The 16,996-nt window shown below is 60.3% G+C and carries 19 protein-coding genes; 7 read left to right on the top strand and 12 right to left on the bottom strand.

Going from position 1 to position 16,996, the window contains the following annotated elements; translation table 11 throughout:
- The first annotated feature begins 664 nt into the window (after positions 1-664).
- The 3 genes from JMJ95_RS00015 to JMJ95_RS00025 are packed head-to-tail and all read left to right on the top strand — an operon-like array spanning position 665 to position 2,005.
- Positions 665-889 carry a ribbon-helix-helix protein, CopG family gene (locus JMJ95_RS00015; RefSeq protein WP_290680818.1) on the top strand — a complete coding sequence of 75 codons (225 nt, stop codon included), beginning with the start codon at positions 665-667 and terminating at the stop codon, positions 887-889.
- Positions 873-1,151, top strand: coding sequence for a type II toxin-antitoxin system RelE/ParE family toxin (locus tag JMJ95_RS00020; RefSeq protein WP_290680821.1), 279 nt, complete (start codon positions 873-875; stop codon positions 1,149-1,151). The genes JMJ95_RS00015 and JMJ95_RS00020 overlap by 17 nt, the downstream gene beginning before the upstream one ends.
- Before the next feature lie 50 nt (positions 1,152-1,201).
- Positions 1,202-2,005 (top strand): GIY-YIG nuclease family protein, encoded by an 804-nt coding sequence (locus JMJ95_RS00025; protein ID WP_290680824.1) that lies wholly within the window; start codon positions 1,202-1,204, stop codon positions 2,003-2,005.
- A 182-nt stretch (positions 2,006-2,187) separates the two neighbouring features.
- Here JMJ95_RS00025 and JMJ95_RS00030 read toward each other — a convergent pair whose 3' ends face one another.
- A complete protein-coding gene (locus tag JMJ95_RS00030) occupies positions 2,188-3,306 on the bottom strand; it encodes an arginine deiminase-related protein (RefSeq protein ID WP_290680827.1) in 1,119 nt (372 codons plus the stop codon).
- Between the two features lie 302 nt (positions 3,307-3,608).
- Here JMJ95_RS00030 and JMJ95_RS00035 point away from each other — a divergent pair, with 302 nt between their 5' ends.
- Complete coding sequence (locus tag JMJ95_RS00035) at positions 3,609-5,219, top strand: peptide chain release factor 3 (RefSeq protein ID WP_290680829.1); 1,611 nt, start codon at positions 3,609-3,611, stop codon at positions 5,217-5,219.
- An 18-nt stretch (positions 5,220-5,237) separates the two neighbouring features.
- Here the strand turns inward: JMJ95_RS00035 and JMJ95_RS00040 are convergent, their stop codons facing one another.
- Genes JMJ95_RS00040 through JMJ95_RS00055 form a run of 4 tightly spaced genes read right to left on the bottom strand, consistent with a single transcriptional unit; the run spans position 5,238 to position 8,046 of the window.
- On the bottom strand, positions 5,238-5,756 hold the full coding sequence (locus JMJ95_RS00040) for a prolyl-tRNA synthetase associated domain-containing protein (protein WP_290680832.1): 519 nt from the start codon (positions 5,754-5,756) through the stop codon (positions 5,238-5,240).
- Between the two features lie 38 nt (positions 5,757-5,794).
- Positions 5,795-5,992: a YwbE family protein gene (locus JMJ95_RS00045; protein WP_290680835.1), complete on the bottom strand. Its 198-nt coding sequence runs from the start codon at positions 5,990-5,992 to the stop codon at positions 5,795-5,797.
- A gap of 12 nt (positions 5,993-6,004) precedes the next feature.
- A complete protein-coding gene (locus JMJ95_RS00050) occupies positions 6,005-7,366 on the bottom strand; it encodes an ATP-binding protein (RefSeq protein ID WP_290680838.1) in 1,362 nt (453 codons plus the stop codon).
- A complete protein-coding gene (locus JMJ95_RS00055; protein WP_290680841.1) occupies positions 7,348-8,046 on the bottom strand; it encodes a response regulator transcription factor in 699 nt (232 codons plus the stop codon). The genes JMJ95_RS00050 and JMJ95_RS00055 overlap by 19 nt, the downstream gene beginning before the upstream one ends.
- Before the next feature lie 236 nt (positions 8,047-8,282).
- On the opposite strand from JMJ95_RS00055, the gene JMJ95_RS00060 reads away from it, so the two are divergent.
- From JMJ95_RS00060 to JMJ95_RS00070, 3 genes are all read left to right on the top strand, one after another.
- The gene (locus JMJ95_RS00060; protein WP_290680844.1) at positions 8,283-9,092 is read left to right on the top strand and encodes a Spy/CpxP family protein refolding chaperone; all 810 of its coding nucleotides are present in this window, start codon (positions 8,283-8,285) and stop codon (positions 9,090-9,092) included.
- Positions 9,093-9,235: 143 nt separating this feature from the next.
- Positions 9,236-9,460 (top strand): DUF6364 family protein, encoded by a 225-nt coding sequence (locus JMJ95_RS00065; protein ID WP_290680847.1) that lies wholly within the window; start codon positions 9,236-9,238, stop codon positions 9,458-9,460.
- On the top strand, positions 9,453-9,875 hold the full coding sequence (locus tag JMJ95_RS00070; RefSeq protein WP_290680850.1) for a PIN domain-containing protein: 423 nt from the start codon (positions 9,453-9,455) through the stop codon (positions 9,873-9,875). Before JMJ95_RS00065 ends, JMJ95_RS00070 begins: the two co-directional genes overlap by 8 nt.
- Before the next feature lie 151 nt (positions 9,876-10,026).
- Here JMJ95_RS00070 and JMJ95_RS00075 read toward each other — a convergent pair whose 3' ends face one another.
- The 7 genes from JMJ95_RS00075 to JMJ95_RS00105 form a co-directional block, all read right to left on the bottom strand.
- Positions 10,027-11,064: a zinc-binding dehydrogenase gene (locus JMJ95_RS00075; protein ID WP_290680853.1), complete on the bottom strand. Its 1,038-nt coding sequence runs from the start codon at positions 11,062-11,064 to the stop codon at positions 10,027-10,029.
- A 48-nt stretch (positions 11,065-11,112) separates the two neighbouring features.
- Positions 11,113-12,669, bottom strand: coding sequence for a tripartite tricarboxylate transporter permease (locus JMJ95_RS00080; RefSeq protein WP_290680855.1), 1,557 nt, complete (start codon positions 12,667-12,669; stop codon positions 11,113-11,115).
- 15 nt (positions 12,670-12,684) lie between these two features.
- A complete protein-coding gene (locus tag JMJ95_RS00085) occupies positions 12,685-13,173 on the bottom strand; it encodes a tripartite tricarboxylate transporter TctB family protein (protein ID WP_290680859.1) in 489 nt (162 codons plus the stop codon).
- A gap of 1 nt (position 13,174) precedes the next feature.
- Positions 13,175-14,230, bottom strand: coding sequence for a tripartite tricarboxylate transporter substrate binding protein (locus tag JMJ95_RS00090; protein WP_290680862.1), 1,056 nt, complete (start codon positions 14,228-14,230; stop codon positions 13,175-13,177).
- A 154-nt stretch (positions 14,231-14,384) separates the two neighbouring features.
- Positions 14,385-15,269 carry a 2-hydroxy-3-oxopropionate reductase gene (gene garR, locus JMJ95_RS00095; protein ID WP_290680864.1) on the bottom strand — a complete coding sequence of 295 codons (885 nt, stop codon included), beginning with the start codon at positions 15,267-15,269 and terminating at the stop codon, positions 14,385-14,387.
- A gap of 36 nt (positions 15,270-15,305) precedes the next feature.
- Positions 15,306-16,229, bottom strand: coding sequence for a transketolase C-terminal domain-containing protein (locus JMJ95_RS00100; RefSeq protein ID WP_290680866.1), 924 nt, complete (start codon positions 16,227-16,229; stop codon positions 15,306-15,308).
- A 14-nt stretch (positions 16,230-16,243) separates the two neighbouring features.
- On the bottom strand, positions 16,244-16,996 hold a 753-nt coding region (locus JMJ95_RS00105; protein ID WP_290680869.1), incomplete at its 5' end, for a transketolase.

Consider the following 16,996-nt stretch of genomic DNA (forward strand, 5'->3'; position numbering starts at 1 on the left):
CCGCTTAGCAGTTCCAGTACGACCTTCGATTTGAATTCTGGATTGTAGGTATTTTTCTTCTTCATCATTTCATTATTATATTCGGTTCGACCATATTTTTCATGTCTCATTTCTTGGGAGCATTATATATTACGCTCCTTGTTCCATTTGTAAAAGAACTATTTTTCAGATTAACGAGGAGGGGTGTGATAACCCGATTTGCCGTAAGCAGGGAATTCCATCAAAGGCAGAGATGTTGGCAAGAAAAAGCAATGTAGATTAAGAAATTGTAAATAGAGGGTATCCCAGTTCCCGAATGATTACGGGGCTTTTTGCGAAATGCGTTTTTTAGAGCCACTTTCTCGCAGATATGTGAGCCGCCTCCGCGCTTAAACAGAGCCATCAGCGCGCAGGTTGAGAGTCACCCCATTGGAACGAAGTGGCTCTGCTCCTTGATAACTTGAAGGTCAAACGTGGGTTGCTGTCAAGGGACATCCATTTCCCCGCAGTAAAGGGACACCCACTTTCCCGCAATAGGTGACGGCTTCCCGAAGATACCTGAGAACACTCCGGCGCGAGGGAGTGAAAATCCCCGGAACCCCGAAACAGCGGCAAGTTGGTTGACAGACGACGTTGAAACGGTTTTCCGTGCTATACTTGTATAGCACGGAAAGGGGGAAGTTCCATGCTTGCCATACGACTGGACGAAAAACTCTCCTCGCGTCTGGATGCCTTGGCGCAAAAGACGGGCAGGACCAAGACATGGTTTGCCCGCAAGGCCATCGAGACATATATCGACGATATGGAGGACGCCGCTCTTGCGGCGGCCGCCTATGAAGAATACCTTCTCGACGGCGGTGCGTCTTCACCTCTCGATGAAGTGAGGCGGCGTCTTGGGCTGGAGGATTGAGCTCTCCCGCCGTGCCGAGAAGCAACTGGCCGCCATCGACGCCCCTGAAGCCCTGCGGATCGTCCGATATCTGTCCGAGCTGGAGAAACTGGAAAGCCCCCGTTCCCGCGGCAAGGGGCTGACCGCCGATCTGTCCGGTCTCTGGCGATATCGCGTAGGGGCCTGGGGCGTCCTGTGCCGTATCGAAGATGGGCAGCTCCTGGCGCTGGTGGTGGAGTTCGGCCAAAGAAGGCGATGTGGAACGATAATGATGTCGGATTGATACTCTTTTAGTCGAATTTGACCAGGTTAGAGAAGGTAGGTGTCGACGACATGAGTGATGCGATATGGAAGCGCGTTTATCGTTGTGCTGAAGAGCTGACCCAACAAGGTGTAACACCCTTCAGTCGAGGAGACGTGATCCGATGCGTTCAGCGTGACGATCCGAGTTGCAGTTCGGACTCGATCAATCCGGTCATTCAAGGGTTAACTGACAACCTTCGTGGAGGTGCGCCAAGTATAGTTGGAAAGACCCTTCTCCACAGCGTCGAGCGAGGACGATTTGTTTTGAGAGATGCAACTGCTCAGCCGGTCTCGAAGGAGTCCGCGAACACTTCCGGCTACCGCGAGATCAGAGCGCTGGAGAATGAGCGTAACCGTCCGGCCGAGATTTCTTGGGAAGCGATGCTGATCGGCGGATTTGCGTTCAAATACATCTGCGAGATCGATCCGGAGCGAAACGGGGACGGAACTCTCCGGGTGTCTGCTCCCCAGTGTCGCTACAGCAACGGTGAGGGGCTTGCACTGAATAAGTTCGGGACGGGCCCCTTCTGCAAGTTTAAGATTCCGTGGAATATTACAAAATCCGGTGTCTATGCGTTTGTCGTTAATGGCCACGCCAAGTACGTTGGCGAGTGCGAGAATCTTAGCAAGCGTTTCAACATGGGCTATGGCAATATTTCTCCCAGAAACTGCTATAGAGGTGGCCAAGAGACGAATTGCAGAATCAATACTCTGCTCTTTGAGAGCGTGAGCGAAGGCCTGAAGGTTGCTCTTTGGTTCCATGAAACCTACGATTATAAAAAAGTGGAGTCTGATCTTAGAGCGCAAGAAAAGTTTGAATGGAATAGAGCGTAGAAAGAGCGCATAACAGACATCAAGGGACATCCATTTTCCTGCAGTAAAGGGACACCCACTTTCCCGCAATAGGTCACGGCTTCCCAAAGGTACCTGAGGGTGCTCCGGTGAAAGGTGCGGGAACCCCTCCAGGAGCCGGAGTACACGTACTCCCTGCTTGACCAACGTGCCCTTTAAAAGTCTCAGGGTTTCGTCGTTCTGACCTCCCGCTTCAGAGGCTGGGTCGCGCAGCGCAGCGATCCGCCCTGGCCGTTGTGGGTTCCGAAAAACACGCGGTGCACTGTGATGCCCCGCTTTTCGAGCTCGGTCTGGATGAAGCGGTTGTCATTGTGCAGGTTATAGGACAGAACGTAGTGTTGGGAATTGACGGGAAGGCCGTTGACGGCCAGCCGTTTGACATCATCCAGGCTCACCCTGATCAGGTCCCAGTCTTTGATTTCTTCGGGCAGGCCGTCGAGGAAGGCTTCTTCGCAGATGACGGCGAGTCCGTCGCGGGGTACGGAGAGCACGCAGTCCAGGTGCAGCACGCTTTCCACGAGCCGGACGCGTTTCACCGTATAGTCATCGCCCAGGATGTTTTTGAGCCAGTTGAAGCCGGCCTCGTTGGACCCCACGCTGGGGTTTTCCGTATTGCCGACCAAAACGGTTCTGCCCAGCACGATGACGTCGCCGCCCTCCAGCAAGGGCGCATCGGCGCGGGCGGGTTCGAGAAGCTCGGTGTGGGGCATGGAAAACCACCTGACTGCCGGGTCGGAACATTTTTCGGTCAGGATATCCCGGAATCCGGAGATGTCCACCTTGCGGATCGGCGTCCGCAGATTGAATTCGATGACGTTGCTGCCGATGACGGCCATGTTGTCCCGGGGGAAGTCCTGGCTGAAGCCGTTGAGCAGTACATCCGCGCCGTAGTGTTTCTTGATGAAATCGACGGTGATCTCCGCGGGACGGTAGACTGTGACGCCCAGAGACTGCAGGATTGCGATGAAGGCCTGGTTTTCCTCTTCCAGCATCTGCGTTTCGCTTTTCCCCGTTTCGGGGTTGATCATTTCCGTCCAGAGCATCCCCGCCGTCTTCCGGGCGTACTCCGCTTCATCTTCCGGCAGCACTTTCAGTGCGTCGGCAAACCATTTCGCTTCCAGCGACGGCGACATGCCATAGGGCAGCCCGACGATCACTTCTTTCAGATCGCCGTATTCGTAATCGATGGAAACGGAAGGTTCCGCTGCGTCTGCGGGGCGGGGGAAAAGTAAGAACGCTCCGAAGGCCAGGAGTGCACATGCAGCCACGATCACTGTTTTCATGGTATCTCTCCTCGCTGGCGAAAAAACGGCATTCATCATCCTTTGTCTCTTCCTGCCTGTTCGCCTCCTGGCTCCGGCGGCTGAAGGAATACCGGATGTCGATCACAACTTTTGAAATTATATACCGCAGAGAACCGGTCGTGCGCTGTTACAGGCGGGTGCCTGTGATCTCCTTGATCAATGTTCGCCCGCCCCTTTTGAAATTCCGTCCCGATAGCGTAAAATAATACCTTCAAAACGGCCGGGGGCGACCTCCGGTCCTGTCGTGCCGTTTCCTCGGCAAGAAGGAGCAATGGAGAACCATGGCAGCACACAGCGACGTTCCACACCTGAAATCATCTCTCCGGAAGGAGATCGAACGGCGGCGGACCTTCGCCATCATCAGCCACCCCGACGCGGGAAAGACCACCCTGACGGAGAAGCTGCTTCTCTTCGGAGGGGCCATCAACCTCGCCGGTGCGGTGAAGGCCCGGAAGGCAAGCCGCCACGCCACCAGCGACTGGATGAGCATCGAGCAGGAACGGGGGATTTCCGTCACCAGCTCGGTGATGAAGTTCGAGTATAGAGGTTTCGAGATCAACCTGCTGGACACGCCGGGACACGAGGATTTCTCGGAGGACACCTACCGGGTTCTGACCGCCGTGGACAGCGTGATCATGGTGATCGACAGCGTGAAGGGCGTGGAGACCCAGACCCGGAAGCTCATGGAGGTGTGCCGGATGCGGAACACCCCCATCATCACCTTCATCAACAAGCTGGACCGGGAGGGTATGGCCCCCCTGGACATCCTGGGCGACATCGAGGAAAAGCTCCAGGTGGAGTGCGCCCCCCTGTCGTGGCCCATCGGCATGGGAAAGCTCTTCCGGGGCACCTACAACCTCTACCGGAAGGAGCTGAACCTCTTCACTCCGGGTAGCGACCGGGTGGAGGACGTGCGGACCATCCGGGACGTGAACGATCCGGCCCTGGACAAGGCGCTCGGCCGGCAGGCGGAGGAGCTTCGGGACGACCTGGCCCTGCTGGAGGGGGCGGCGAATCCCTTCGAGCTGGAGCATTACCTGAGGGCGAACCAGACGCCGGTCTTTTTCGGCAGCGCGGTGAACAACTTCGGCGTGAGGGAGCTGCTGGACGCCTTCGTGGAGATCGCCCCGGCGCCGCGGCCCCGGGAGGCGGTGAGCCGCACGGTGGCCCCGGAGGAGGAAGCCTTTTCGGGGTTCGTCTTCAAGATCCAGGCCAACATGGACCCGTCCCACCGGGACAGGCTGGCCTTTCTGCGGGTCTGTTCGGGGAAGTTCGAGCGGGGGATGAAGATGCGGCACCACCGCATCGGCAAGGACGTGACGGCGGCGAATCCCGTGATCTTCATGGCCCAGGAGCGGGCCCTGGCCGAAGAAGCCTGGCCGGGGGACATCGTGGGCCTGTACAACCACGGCACCATCAAGATCGGCGATACCTTCAGCGAGAAGGAGCCCCTGAAGTTCACCGGCATCCCGAGCTTCGCCCCGGAGCACTTCCGGCGGGTGCGGCTGCAGTCGCCCCTGAAGGCGAAGCAGCTTCAGAAGGGGCTGCTGCAGCTCACCGAGGAAGGGGCGGTGCAGCTTTTCCGGCCCCTGGCGAGGAATGACTACATTCTCGGGGCGGTGGGGGTGCTGCAGTTCGACGTGACCATCGCCCGCCTGAAAGCAGAATATGGGGTGGATGCGGACTACGAACCGGTGAATTTCGGGCTGGCCCGGTGGGTGACCTGCGACGACCCGAAGCGGCTGGCGGAGTTCCAGAAAGTCAACCAGAACCAGCTCGCCCTCGACGGGGAGGGCAACCTGGCCTTCCTCGCCGAAGGGGAGTGGCTGCTGAAGTACGTGGGGGAGAAGTGGCCGGAGATCGTCTTCCACACCACCCGGGAACTGCGCTGAGTTCCCCGGCCGGCCGGGCTATCCCCTGACGGTGATGTGCCGGACGGGGTTGCCCTGTCCGGTGACGAACCGGAGGATGTCGTCGTAGGAGAGGATCAGGGTGGCCGTGTTGTCGTTGGGGTGCACGCCGAGGTGCTCTTTTCCCCTGAGGTCCTGATCGAAGACCACGGTCACTTCATGGTTCGCGTCGTTGAGGACGCCGAGGGGTGTGACTTCTCCCCGGGCGAGGCCGAGGTACCGTTTCAGCCGGTCGGCGGAGGCGAAGCTGAGGTGTTTGGTGCCGAGCTGCTCAGCCAGGCTGTCCAGGTCGGCCCGCTTGTCCTTGTGCACCACCACGAGCCAGTGGGAGGGCTTTTTCTTCTGGTCCCGGACGAAAAGGTTCTTGCAGACGGTCACGTGTTCGCCGAAGGCGATCCGGTCCATGTCCTCCACCGTATAGGCCGCCTCGTGTTCGATCATTTCGTAGGAAATGCCCATCCGGCCGAGCTGTTCGAGGACGGCCCTCCGGAATTCCGCCTTTTCTTCCGCGCTTCTCATGGCAGCACGCTCCTTGCGCTTGTATTTTGACGGCAGCGTTATTCTTCCGATATTTCCCGCACCCTTCCCACTTCGCCGCCCACGAGGCGGACCTTGATGCCCCGCGGGTGACGGGGGCTTTTGGTCAGCAGGCTTTCCACGATGCCTTCGGTGAGCTTCCCCGTTCCCTGGTCTTCTTTTTTCACGACCTTCACTTTCATTCCCGGGGCGATGTTCGCCCGTGTCCTTCCCGGCATGATGTCTCCTCCTCAGTCGTTTTCCGGCCGGTCCTCCGGCAGCAGTATTTCCACGGCAAGTCCGCCTTCGGGCCTGTTCCGGGCGGTGACGGTGCCGCCGTGGAGGCCCGCAGCCCGTCCCGCGATGGCGAGGCCGAGACCGCAGCCTTCGTCCGGGAGGGTTCGTTCCCGGGCCTGCTCCACCCTGTGGAAGGGTGTGAAGATGTGCTCCAGTTCCTCATCGGGCACTCCCGGTCCCCTGTCCTCCACGAGGATGCGGACGGCTCCGCCTTGTCTCGAAAGCGATACGTCCACCGTTCCTCCCTCGGGGGAGTAGCGGAGGGCGTTGCGGACCAGGTTTTCCACGGAGCTTCGAAGGAGGGCGGGGTCGCCGGTATAGGATACCCCGGGGAGGATGTCCGCGGATACTCCCCTGCCGTGGGGGGCTCCCTCGAATTCGCCGTCCTCGGCGATCTCCTCCACGAGGGCCGAAAGGTCCATGGTCTGCCGGTTCTCGGGCCTGTCCAGGGCGTCGAGCCTCGAGAGCTGAAGCAGGGAGCCGATGAGGGCGTTCATCCGTGCCAGCTCGTTCTCCATTCGCTCATATTCTCGGGCCGCTTCCTCCGGGATGTGCCTTCTCGCGAGCTCCAGGGCCACGCCGAGGCGGGTGAGGGGGGAGCGCAGCTCGTGGGATACGTCGGCGAGCAGCCGCCTCTGGCCTTTCAGCAGCTCCTCGATCCTGGCCGCCATGGCGTTGAAGTCCCGCGCCAGGACGCCGATGTCGTCTTTCCGCCGGGCCGCCTTGCCTTCCCGGGCGTCCAGGGCTCCGGCGGCGAACTTTCTCATGGTTTTCCCCAGCGCCTTGAGGGGGTGGGTGAGCCTGACCGCCAGGATCCACGACAGAAAGGCGGCCGCCAGTACGGCGGTAAACAGGCGATAGAAGGTGGCGGCTGAGGTTCTTTCCCTGAAGAGGTTCGGCAGGGCTCCGGCGAATATGTGTCCGGGCCGCGACTCCAGGGGAACTGCGAAGAGAGGCCGCCCCCGTTCGAAGCTGCCCGCCGGTCCGTTCTTCTTCCGTGCCTCGGCAAGGATGGCGTGGATGTAGTCCGGGACGGTCTGCCCCAGCATTTCCTTTCCGCTTTCATCGAAGAGAAAACCGGTGATGCGGATGGTGCGCTGCAGGCCGGTCACGTAGTCCAGGGCCGCCCCGCTGCCGCTCCGGTCGAGTATCGAGACGGCCTTTTCGCCGTAGAGAGCGGCGATCTCCCGCAGGGTTTCCCCCCGGTTCCGGAACTGCTCCTCCTCGGCGAGCTTCCCTATCATGTGGCTGGCGACGACCGCCACGGCGGCGGTGAGCCAGAACCACCAGAAGAGCTTCAGCGTGTAGCTTCGCATGACAGGAGGTAGCCTTCGCTGCGGAGGGTCCGAATACGGGGTGAGCCGTCGGGGCCGGGGCCGAGTTTTTTTCTGAGGTTGCTCATGTGGACGTCCAGGCTTCGCTCGAAGGGGGAGAGGGGACGGTCCAGGGCGGCCCGGGAGAGGGCGTCCCGGGAGACCACCTTGCCCGGGGTGCGGAGAAGGGCCTCCAGCAGCTTGAATTCCACGGTGGTGAGGTCGATGTCCGTTCCACCTGCGCGGATTGTCCTCCGTGCGGGGTCCAGTTCGATGTCACCGGAGACGAGCCGCTCAGGGGTGTTCGGGGCGGCAGGGGGCTCCTTCCGGCGGAGGATGGCCCGTATGCGGGCCAGAAGTTCCCGGGGGTTGAAGGGTTTGGGCAGATAGTCGTCCGCCCCCAGTTCCAAGCCAACGATCCTGTCCACTTCGTCCCCCTTGGCGGTGAGCATGAGGACGGGGACCCCTGAACAGGTCCGCAGCTCCCGGAGGACGTCGAAACCGTTCTTTCCGGGGAGCATCACGTCGAGCAGAATGAGGTCCAGGGACGGGAAGTTCAGGGCGGCCGCCAGTCCCGTGTTGCCGTCGTGGGCGGTGAGGATTTCGAACCCCTCGGGCTTCAGATAGTCCGTCAGCAGGTCGCAGAGTTCCTTGTCGTCGTCGAGCAGAAGAAGGGTATGCACGGCCATCGCCTCCTCTCGTGCATGAATCGGCCGGGACCGGGTATCGTTCCGGCGCTGAGGCCATTATACGACAGCGGGAACGGGCGAGAGGTAAAGGTTGGTTAAGAAAGGGGGAGAAGAAGTTTACTTTTCTTGACGTTTCTGCGGATTGGCTGAAGGGCACGTTCATGCTCTCCGGGGTATGATCCTGCCGTACCGGGGAGAACCCCGGCATCTTGCAGAGGGAGGCGGAACACATGAAAAAACGATCGATATTTTCCGGAGCGCTGCTTGGGGCGGCAGTCCTGGTTCTTCTCGGAGGAGCGTTTGCATGGGGAGCTCCGGGGCGGTGGAGGAGCGGCGGAGAGCCGACCTTCAGGGCCGAAATGTTCCGGGCCGTCAACCCGCTGGATTTCACTGAGGAGCAGTGGACAAAGGCGGACGGCATACTGGGGAAGCTGCGGGAGCAGAAGTGGACCGCGGCCAGGGTTCTGTTCGGCCTTCGGGGGGAAGTCCGGTCGCTGTTTTCCGGCACTGAGCCCTTTGACGGAAAGCAAGCCGGAGAGGTCCTCGCGAGTGCACGGCCTGAACTGGTGAAAATGGCGGAGGGAGCCCTCCGGGCCGCTTCGGACCTGTACGGAATGCTGGACGAGAAACAGCTCGCCAAGGCGGAAAATGTCCTTTCCCTCCTGGAAAAGCGGGCGGAGCAGCGGATTGCGGATTTTCCAGGAAAAAGGCACGATTTCCGTTTCCGGCATGACTTCCTGAACCTGACCGAAGAGCAGCGGAAGAATGCGGAGAGCCTCTTTACAGCCGAGGCCCCCGCCATGCAGGAGCGAATGGGCAGACTGCTTGCCGTGCTGAAGGAAGGCCGGGCCGCCCTCCGGGACGGGACCATGGATGACGGGATGATCGGGAAGACCGCCGAAAAGGCCGTGGACATCCTTTCCGAAGGAGCCCTCGCCATGGCGGGGACGTTCGGGGAGTTTCGCGGGATGCTGACCCCCGAGCAGCTCGAGAAGGTAAACAGGATGTGGAGCAGGCACGGCCGGCGCCCGAGGAAATAACGGACAGCATCAGAGCTAAAGACAGAAAGCGCGGGCCGGGGATCGTCTCCCCGGCCCGCGTTGCATGTTGCCTGGGGCTTCGTTTTCATACTCTTGACAATAAATAAGTGCGCACGTAATATGTGTAACAGGGAGGTGAAAATATGCGGAACATAACCCTTTCGATTGACAAGGAAATTCTCAAACGCGGAAGAGAGTACGCGAAGCGGCACAATATCTCCTTCAACTCCCTCGTCCGGCGCCTGGTCGAACAGACGGTCACGACGGACTCCTCCCAATGGCTGGAGGACACTTTCTCCCTCATGGACAGGGCGGGTGCCTCCTCCGGCGGCGAAACATGGACAAGGGACGAACTGCACCGTGTCTAGGACCAAGATATTTCTGGACACGAATATTCTGGTGTACACCCTGGACGGCCATGACAGCGAGAAACAGGCCAGGGCCAGGGCCATAGTGAGAGGCGTGGTGGAAGACCAGATCCCCGTCATCTCCACCCAGGTGATGCAGGAGTTCTACAGCGCCTCCACGACGAAGCTGAAGGTTGACGCCATGATCGCGAAGAATATTGTGCACAACCTCGGCAATATGGAAGTGGTTCCCGTTGACCTGACCACCATCGAACAGGGAATCGACATCAGCGTTCTTTTTCGGCTGTCGTTCTGGGACGGCCTGATAATTGCGGCGGCAGAGCAGGCACGGTGCGCCATGGTTTTTTCTGAAGATCTGAACGACGGGCAGACAGTCCGGGGAGTACGGATAGTCAATCCTTTCCTTCATTCCTGAGTTATCCTCTTTCCCTGCGAAGGTTCGCTTTGGATTTTCGAAATGAACACCGGGGAATGAGATCCTGATGGGTGTTCGAAAAAGGAAACTTAGGGAGAACGCGGGCCGGGGATCGTCTCCCCGGCCCGCGTTGTCGCTGCGTTTTTTGCTGTCAGGGCCTCAGGACGACCTTGAGGCCTTCCCTGCTTTCGATGAGCTCGAAGCCCTCGTGCCATTCCTCGAGGGGAAGTTCGTGGGTGATGAGGGCATCCAGGGGCATCTGTCCCTGGCCCATCATGACGAGGACCTTCTCCCAGATGTCCCAGGTGTGGCTGAAGGAGCCCTGGAGGGTGACTCCCTTGGAAAGCAGGGGGTCGAGGCTCATGTCCACCGGCTTGGGCCCCCAGGCGACCTTGTTGATGATGCCGCCGGGCATGACGACGTCCATGGATATTTTCAGGGTTGCGGCGGGTCCTGCCGCGTCGACCACCTTGTCGAAGCCGTAGCCTTCGTTGAACTTCGCCGCCACGGTCTTGGGATCCACAGCTCCGCCGAGGACATAGGTCTCGGTGGCGCCGTAGGCGCGGGCGATTTCGAGGCGCTTTTCGTCGCCGGGTGCTCCGAAGGCCACGATGTGGCTCGCTCCGGCCAATTTGGCCATGTGGATGCACAGGATGCCGATGGGGCCGGGGCCGAGGACGGCCACGGAGTCTCCGGCCTTGACGCCCATCTTGGCGATGACCACGTTGTAGGCCACGCAGACGGGCTCGGTGCAGGAGGCGTCCTTGAGGGTGACCGAATCGGGAACGGCGTGGAGAATCCGCTCGGGAACGCAGACGAATTCGGCGAAGGCGCCGTCGACACCGAAGCCGTATCCCTTGCGCTCCCTGCAGAAGCGGTAGTTGTTGGTCTTGCAGAGGACGCACTTGCCGCAGAAACGGGCATGGGTTTCAGCAGTGACCCTGTCGCCGGCCTTCCAGTTTTTCACTTCCGATCCGACCTTTTCGACGATCCCCGAAAATTCGTGCCCGAGGATGATGGGCACCGCCATGGGGTATGAAACCTGGTTGTGGTACATGTGGGGGTCGCTTCCGCAGATGCCGATGTAGGCCACCTTCACCAGGACATCGGAAGGCCCGATCTCCGGTACGGGAACGTCCCGCACTTCCGTGTTGCCGTCTTCCCTGAGGTATTTCACTACTGCGCGCATATTGTGTCTCTCCTCCTCATGAACCGGGATGGTTCCCGGCGCGGTTGTTCATTCCGACTCGGCGGCCGCAGCGGCGTCTTCCGCCGCGTCCGTTATCGCCTTTTCGGCGTAGTACTGTTTCGTTCGCTTGATGCCGGTCCAGATAAGCCATGCGACGCAGGCCAGCAGGATGAGTCCGATGGGCCGTTCGAGCAGGGGCATTATGGCGCCGCGGCTCTGCTGCAGGGCTCTTCTGAAGCTGGTGTCGGCCAGGGGGCCGAGGATGAGGCCGAGGACCAGGGGCGCGAGAGGGTAGTCCATCTGGCGAAGGATGTAGCCGAGCACGCCGAAGGCGAGCATCAGGTAGACGTCGAAGATGCGGACTCCGCCGGCATAGGCGCCGATCACCGTCAGGGGAATGACGATGGGAAGAAGGATTTCCCGCTTGATCTTCAGCACTGCCACCATGGGCTTGGCGAGAGTAAGTCCCCAGATGAGCATGGCGATGGACCCGAGGATGAGCATGGCGGCCACGAGGGGAAGGAAGCCGGGGTTTTCGAAGTTGAGCATGGGGCCGGGTCGGACGCCGTGAAGCCAGACGGCGGCAAGGAACATGGCCGAGGGAGGGCTTCCGGGGACGGCGAGGGTGAGCAGGGGGATCATGGCGCCGCCGATGACGGCGTTGTTGGCCACCTCTGAGCAGACGAGGCCTTCATAGCTGCCGGTGCCGAAGAGATGCCCCTTTTTTGAGCGCCTCTTGCCCACATCATAGGAAAGCCAGCTTCCGATGTCCTCACCGGCTCCGGGGATAGCCCCGATGACTACGCCGATGATTCCCGAACGGATGGCCGAAGGGATGAGGGGGACGAATTCCCTCATGGGCGGGATAACCTTCCCGACCCGGCCCTCGATCTTGTAGGCCACGTCCTCCTGGAGGACCGCCAGGAACTCCGAGACGCCGAAGACGCCGATGAGCGCGGGAATGAGGGGAATGCCTCCCTTGAGCTGGAGAAAGTCGAAGGTGAGCCTGGGATAGGCGAAGATCTGTTCCATGCCCACCATGGCGGCGGCGAAGCCGAGGAAGCCCACGATCCATCCCTTGAGGGGGTCTTTTCCGGCAGAGAGGGTGCCGCAGATCATGATGCCGAAGAGGGCCAGCAGGAACATCTCCCAGTGGCCGAACTTCAGAGCGATTTTGTAGACGAGGGGCGAGAGAAAGATCATGACCATGATGCTGAAGATGGTCCCCACGAAGGAGGCTATGAGACCCGTGCCTATGGCGAGGCCGCCCTTGCCCCGCTTCGCCAGGGGGAAGCCGTCGAGGCAGGTGGCAGCCGCCGAGGGGGTGCCGGGGATGTTGACCATGATGGCCGCGTTGAGACCTCCGGAGACGGCCCCGATGTACACGGCGAGAAGAAAGGCCACGGCGTTCTCCAGTGGCATGCCGTAGGAGAAGTTGATGAGAAGCGCCAGGGCCATGGTGGCCGTGAGGCCTGGGATGGATCCGACAAGAAGCCCGAGGAGGCTTCCTCCGAAGATCAGTCCGAGAATGGTAGGGTTGAGGGCTCCCACGAGGGAGGTTCCCACCTGTGCTGCTTCATCCGCTAGAAGATGCAGTATTTCCATGGTCTCCCCCCTTACTTACGGCATGGGGATCCGGAAGAGGTCACGGAAGGCGAATGTGATCACCCAGGCCGCTGCGAAGGCCAGGAGGATGCTCCAGTGCAGCTTCATGGCCTTGAGATAGAAGAACGTGACGATCAGGTACGCCGCAGTGGCCCAGAGAAAGGGAATATGACCCACCGCGAGGACATAGGCCACGATGAGCAGAAGGAGGATCGTCCCTTTCCTGACCCTGGGTGAAGCGAAAAAGGCGCAGAGGTTTTCCTTCCCGAGGACGTGGGAGGCCTGCTCCCTTCCGCCCCGCTTTGCGGCGGAGCGGAAGAGGAGAAAGCCGAGAAGGATGAACACACCTCCCAGTATGAGAGGGAAAAGTCCCGGGGAGACGAGAAGGGAGTTGTTGAATACCCGCATCCTCAGGGCGGCTATCGAAAACGCCGCCCCGAAGATGATCAGGCATACGGCGGAGATATAGTCCGCCCCTGAACCCTTGTGCACTCTTCCTTTCATGTTATTTGTTCAGCTTCTTCTTTTCGGTCTCCCAGTTCCAGTCGGCTAGCTTGGGAATGTTGAAGTCGGCGGGGGATTTCTCCGCCATTTTGGCGTTGTAGAGCACCCAGGAGTAACCGGAGATCTGGAGAGAAAGGAAGCGGTCGGCGTCCTCACCGGTGAGCCCGACGATGTTCAGGCCCTTCTGCTTCGTGTATTCAAGGATTTCAGGCTGCTTGAGGGCCCAGAGGAAGGCTTCGGTGATCTTGTCCTTGATCTCCTGGGGAGCGTCGCGACGGATGCAGATCGGCCAGGTTTCGCTCAGGTCGGGGATCTTGTCGCTGCCGGGAAGGACCTTCACGATGGGGTCGATGGTGATGGTGTCGGTGATCTTCATGGGTTCCTTCATCATGACCGTGACGGCGCGGATGGATCCGGCCTGGGCCATGTCGATGGCGGAGGAGAAGGTCACGATGCCCGCTTCGACTTCGCCGGCCATGACGGCGATGGCCACGTTCCGGTCGCCGTCGAAGGTGACGTAATTGATCTCGCCGATACCGGCGACGTCAGCGATTGCCTGCATGATGACGTGAGGGCCGTTGCCGAAGCCGGAAATGCCCATGTTGATGGATCCGTCCTTCAGGGCCTTTGCCACGTCGTCGAAGGTCTTCATGTTGCTGTTGGCACCCACGAGAATGGCTGCGGGACCCTGGAAGGGATGCCACGATGTCCACTCTTCCCAGCCGGAGTTGGAGGTTCCCTTGATCTTGAAGCCGCCGAAGCATCCTGATCCGGTGGCGAACATGGTGTAGCCGTCGGCGGGAAGGCCGAGGACGTGCTCCGCGGCGACCGCGCTGGCTGCGCCGGGCATGTTGGCCACGTTGATGGTCTCGTTCAGGTACTTGGACATGAGCGCGACCATGGGACGGACGGACGTGTCGGTGCCGCCGCCGGCCCCGAAGCCCACGATGACCGTCGGGGTTCCCTTGGGCCAGATCTTGTCAGCCGCAAAGGCTGTGCCGTAGAGAGCGAGGGCAGCGATCAGGACAATGGCGATAATGGAAGCGAACTTCTTCACAATGACCACTCCTTTTATCAGATATTGGTATCTGTGGAACAGAAGTTTTCGGACCTCCGCATACCATTCCGGATCTCGAGACTCTCTCCCTGGCATCCCCCCTTTTTCGCAAGTGTGCCGCTCCCCGGAGGGAACAGCTTCCGGACTGTGTCCCTTATTTCTTCAGCGAAAGGTTGTTGAGCTTTTCGTAAAACAGGCCCAAGGCGCCGTGGTCGAGGGTTTCGTGGCCGTCGGCGGCCAGGTTCTGGAACATTTCCATGAGCTGGGCCGTCAGGGGCATGGACACGTGGAGCGAACGGCTTGTCTCGAGGACGTTGGTAAGGTCCTTGATGTGGAGGTTGATGCGGAAGCCCGGGTTGTACCTGCCCTCGAACATGCGGGGGGCTTTGTCCTCCATGCATTGGCTGCCGGCGAGGCCGCCCCGGATGGCGTTGAAGACCTTCTCCGGGTCCACTCCGGCCTTCTTCGCGAAGGCCATTCCCTCGGCGACGGCGGCTATGTTCACGGCCACGATGCTCTGGTTGACCAGCTTGGTGGTCTGCCCGGCGCCGAGGTCACCCACGAGGGTGCTTTTTCCCATGAAGGCGAGGATGTCCTTCACTTTTTCGTAGGATACTTGACTTCCTCCCACCATGATGGCGAGGGTTCCCTTTTCGGCCTTTTCCTGCCCGCCGCTGACCGGGGCGTCGAGCATCTCCGCACCCTTTTCGGCGAGCAGAGCGCCGATCTCACGGCTCACCAGGGGGGCGATGGAGCTCATGTCAACAACGATTTGCCCCTTCTTGACCCCTTCGAGGATTCCGTCCTTGCCGCAGACGGCTTCCTTCACGTGGGGGGAGTTGGGCAGCATGGTGATAACCATTTCGCTCCGCTCCGCCACGTCCCTGGGGCTTGTTCCTTTCTCCGCGCCCGCGGAGACGAGTTCTTCCACGGCTGCCGGAACGATGTCATAGACGACCAGCGATTTTCCGGCTGCCAGAAGGTTCTTCGCCATGGGTTTTCCCATTATCCCGAGACCGACGAATCCTATTTTCTGCATAACAATCCCTCCCGTTGGATATATTTTATCGAAACTTTACAGCAATTTTTCCGCAGCCGCTGCGATGTTTTCCTTCGTCAGGCCGTAATGCACGAGGAGTTCCTCGTAGCAGACCGCCGATTGGCCGTACCGATCCTGGATTCCCACCATGCGCATGGGCAGGGGAGCGGTGCACAGGGTTTCCGCCACTGCCGATCCGAGCCCGCAGTAGATGCTGTGCTCTTCGCAGGTGACGATTCCCTTGGCGCCGTTTATCGCCTTCGCGAGGGCCTCGCCGTCGATGGGCTTGATGGTCCCGAGGTGGATCACTCGGGCTGATATGCCCTTCTTTTCAAGAAGGTACGCAGCTTCCATGGCGATGGCAGTCATGGTGCCGGTGCCGATGAGGGCCACCTGGGATCCTCCCCTGACCACGAGCGGTTTCCCCGTGGCGAAGGGGGTATTCTCGTCGAAAAGAACGGGAAGGTCGTTGCGGTTCAGCCGGATGTAGACCGGCCCGTCGATGGCTGCCGCTTCACGGACAGCCCATTTCGTCTCCACTCCGTCGGCAGGGCAGAGGACGGTCATTCCGGGAAGCACACGCATGGTGGCCAGATCCTCGAAGGACTGGTGGGTGGCACCGTCGGCGAAGTCGGAGAGACCACAGCTCGAGCCGACGATCTTCACGTTGAGTTTGGGCAGGCAGACGCTCTGGCGGATCTGGTCGAAGGGGCGCCCCGAGGCGAACACGGCGAAGGAGTGGGCGAAGGGAATCTTGCCGGTGAGGGAAAGTCCTGCCGCCACGGAGATCATGTTCTGCTCGCCGATGCCCATCTCGAAATACCGCTCGGGGAAGTTCTTCTCGATCACCACCGACTGGGTGGAACCGCAGAGGTCCGCGTCCAGGGCCACGACCCTGGGATTCTCTTTCGCGACGGCGAGGAGTTCCTCGCCGTAGGCAGTCCGAAGATTCATCAACATGGTTCCCGTCCTCCTCACATGGCGAGTATTTCGCGCACGGCCTGTTCCTGCTGTTCCTTCGTCAGCAGGTTGTTGTGGTAGGCGTGGGTGTTCTCGGCGAAGGATACACCCTTGCCCTTCACCGTCCGGGCGATTATGGCGGTGGGAGCTCCCCTGACTTCGGACGCCTCGTCGAGGGCCCTGACTATCTGTGCCATGTCGTGCCCGTCGATTTCAAAGGTTTTCCAGCCGAAGGCGGAGAATTTGCCGCGGATGTCGCCGAGGTCGTATCGGTCGCAGGTCTTGCCCACGGCCTGAATGCCGTTCATGTCAACGATGGCGGTGATGTTGTCCAGTTTGAAGGCCGAGGCTGCCGTGGCGGCTTCCCAGACCTGCCCCTCGGCCAGTTCCCCGTCGCCGAGAATGACCCATGTGTGGTAGCCGAGACCGTCGAGGCGGCCGCCGAGAGCCATGCCCACACCGATGGACAACCCCTGGCCGAGGGAACCCGTGTTGGCCTCCACTCCCGGGGTCTCCCGCTCGGGGTGTCCCTGGAGGAAACATCCCAGGGTCTTGGTTTTTTTGAGGGTCTCCTTCGGAAAATAGCCTGCCTCCGCAAGGGCGGCGTACTGGGCAAGTACGGAATGTCCCTTGCTCATGATGAACCGGTCCCGGTCGGGCATAAAACGGTCTTTCGGGTCGTGGCGCATCTTGTAGAAATAGAGGGCTGCCACGATGTCGGCACAGGACAAAGAACCGCCGAGATGTCCCCGCTTCTCGATGCCGAG

This window comes from Aminivibrio sp. (genome assembly GCF_016756745.1).
Classification (GTDB): domain Bacteria; phylum Synergistota; class Synergistia; order Synergistales; family Aminobacteriaceae; genus Aminivibrio.

Coding starts and splice junctions, on each gene's coding strand:
- JMJ95_RS00045 (WP_290680835.1), bottom strand. CDS start 5,992: ATGCCGGGAAGGACACGGGCGAACATCGCCCCGGGAATGAAAGTGAAG.
- JMJ95_RS00085 (WP_290680859.1), bottom strand. CDS start 13,173: ATGAAAGGAAGAGTGCACAAGGGTTCAGGGGCGGACTATATCTCCGCC.
- JMJ95_RS00060 (WP_290680844.1), top strand. CDS start 8,283: ATGAAAAAACGATCGATATTTTCCGGAGCGCTGCTTGGGGCGGCAGTC.
- JMJ95_RS00030 (WP_290680827.1), bottom strand. CDS start 3,306: ATGAAAACAGTGATCGTGGCTGCATGTGCACTCCTGGCCTTCGGAGCG.
- JMJ95_RS00065 (WP_290680847.1), top strand. CDS start 9,236: ATGCGGAACATAACCCTTTCGATTGACAAGGAAATTCTCAAACGCGGA.
- JMJ95_RS00080 (WP_290680855.1), bottom strand. CDS start 12,669: ATGGAAATACTGCATCTTCTAGCGGATGAAGCAGCACAGGTGGGAACC.
- JMJ95_RS00025 (WP_290680824.1), top strand. CDS start 1,202: ATGAGTGATGCGATATGGAAGCGCGTTTATCGTTGTGCTGAAGAGCTG.
- garR (WP_290680864.1), bottom strand. CDS start 15,269: ATGCAGAAAATAGGATTCGTCGGTCTCGGGATAATGGGAAAACCCATG.
- JMJ95_RS00075 (WP_290680853.1), bottom strand. CDS start 11,064: ATGCGCGCAGTAGTGAAATACCTCAGGGAAGACGGCAACACGGAAGTG.
- JMJ95_RS00040 (WP_290680832.1), bottom strand. CDS start 5,756: ATGAGAAGCGCGGAAGAAAAGGCGGAATTCCGGAGGGCCGTCCTCGAA.
- JMJ95_RS00100 (WP_290680866.1), bottom strand. CDS start 16,229: ATGTTGATGAATCTTCGGACTGCCTACGGCGAGGAACTCCTCGCCGTC.
- JMJ95_RS00050 (WP_290680838.1), bottom strand. CDS start 7,366: ATGCGAAGCTACACGCTGAAGCTCTTCTGGTGGTTCTGGCTCACCGCC.
- JMJ95_RS00035 (WP_290680829.1), top strand. CDS start 3,609: ATGGCAGCACACAGCGACGTTCCACACCTGAAATCATCTCTCCGGAAG.
- JMJ95_RS00015 (WP_290680818.1), top strand. CDS start 665: ATGCTTGCCATACGACTGGACGAAAAACTCTCCTCGCGTCTGGATGCC.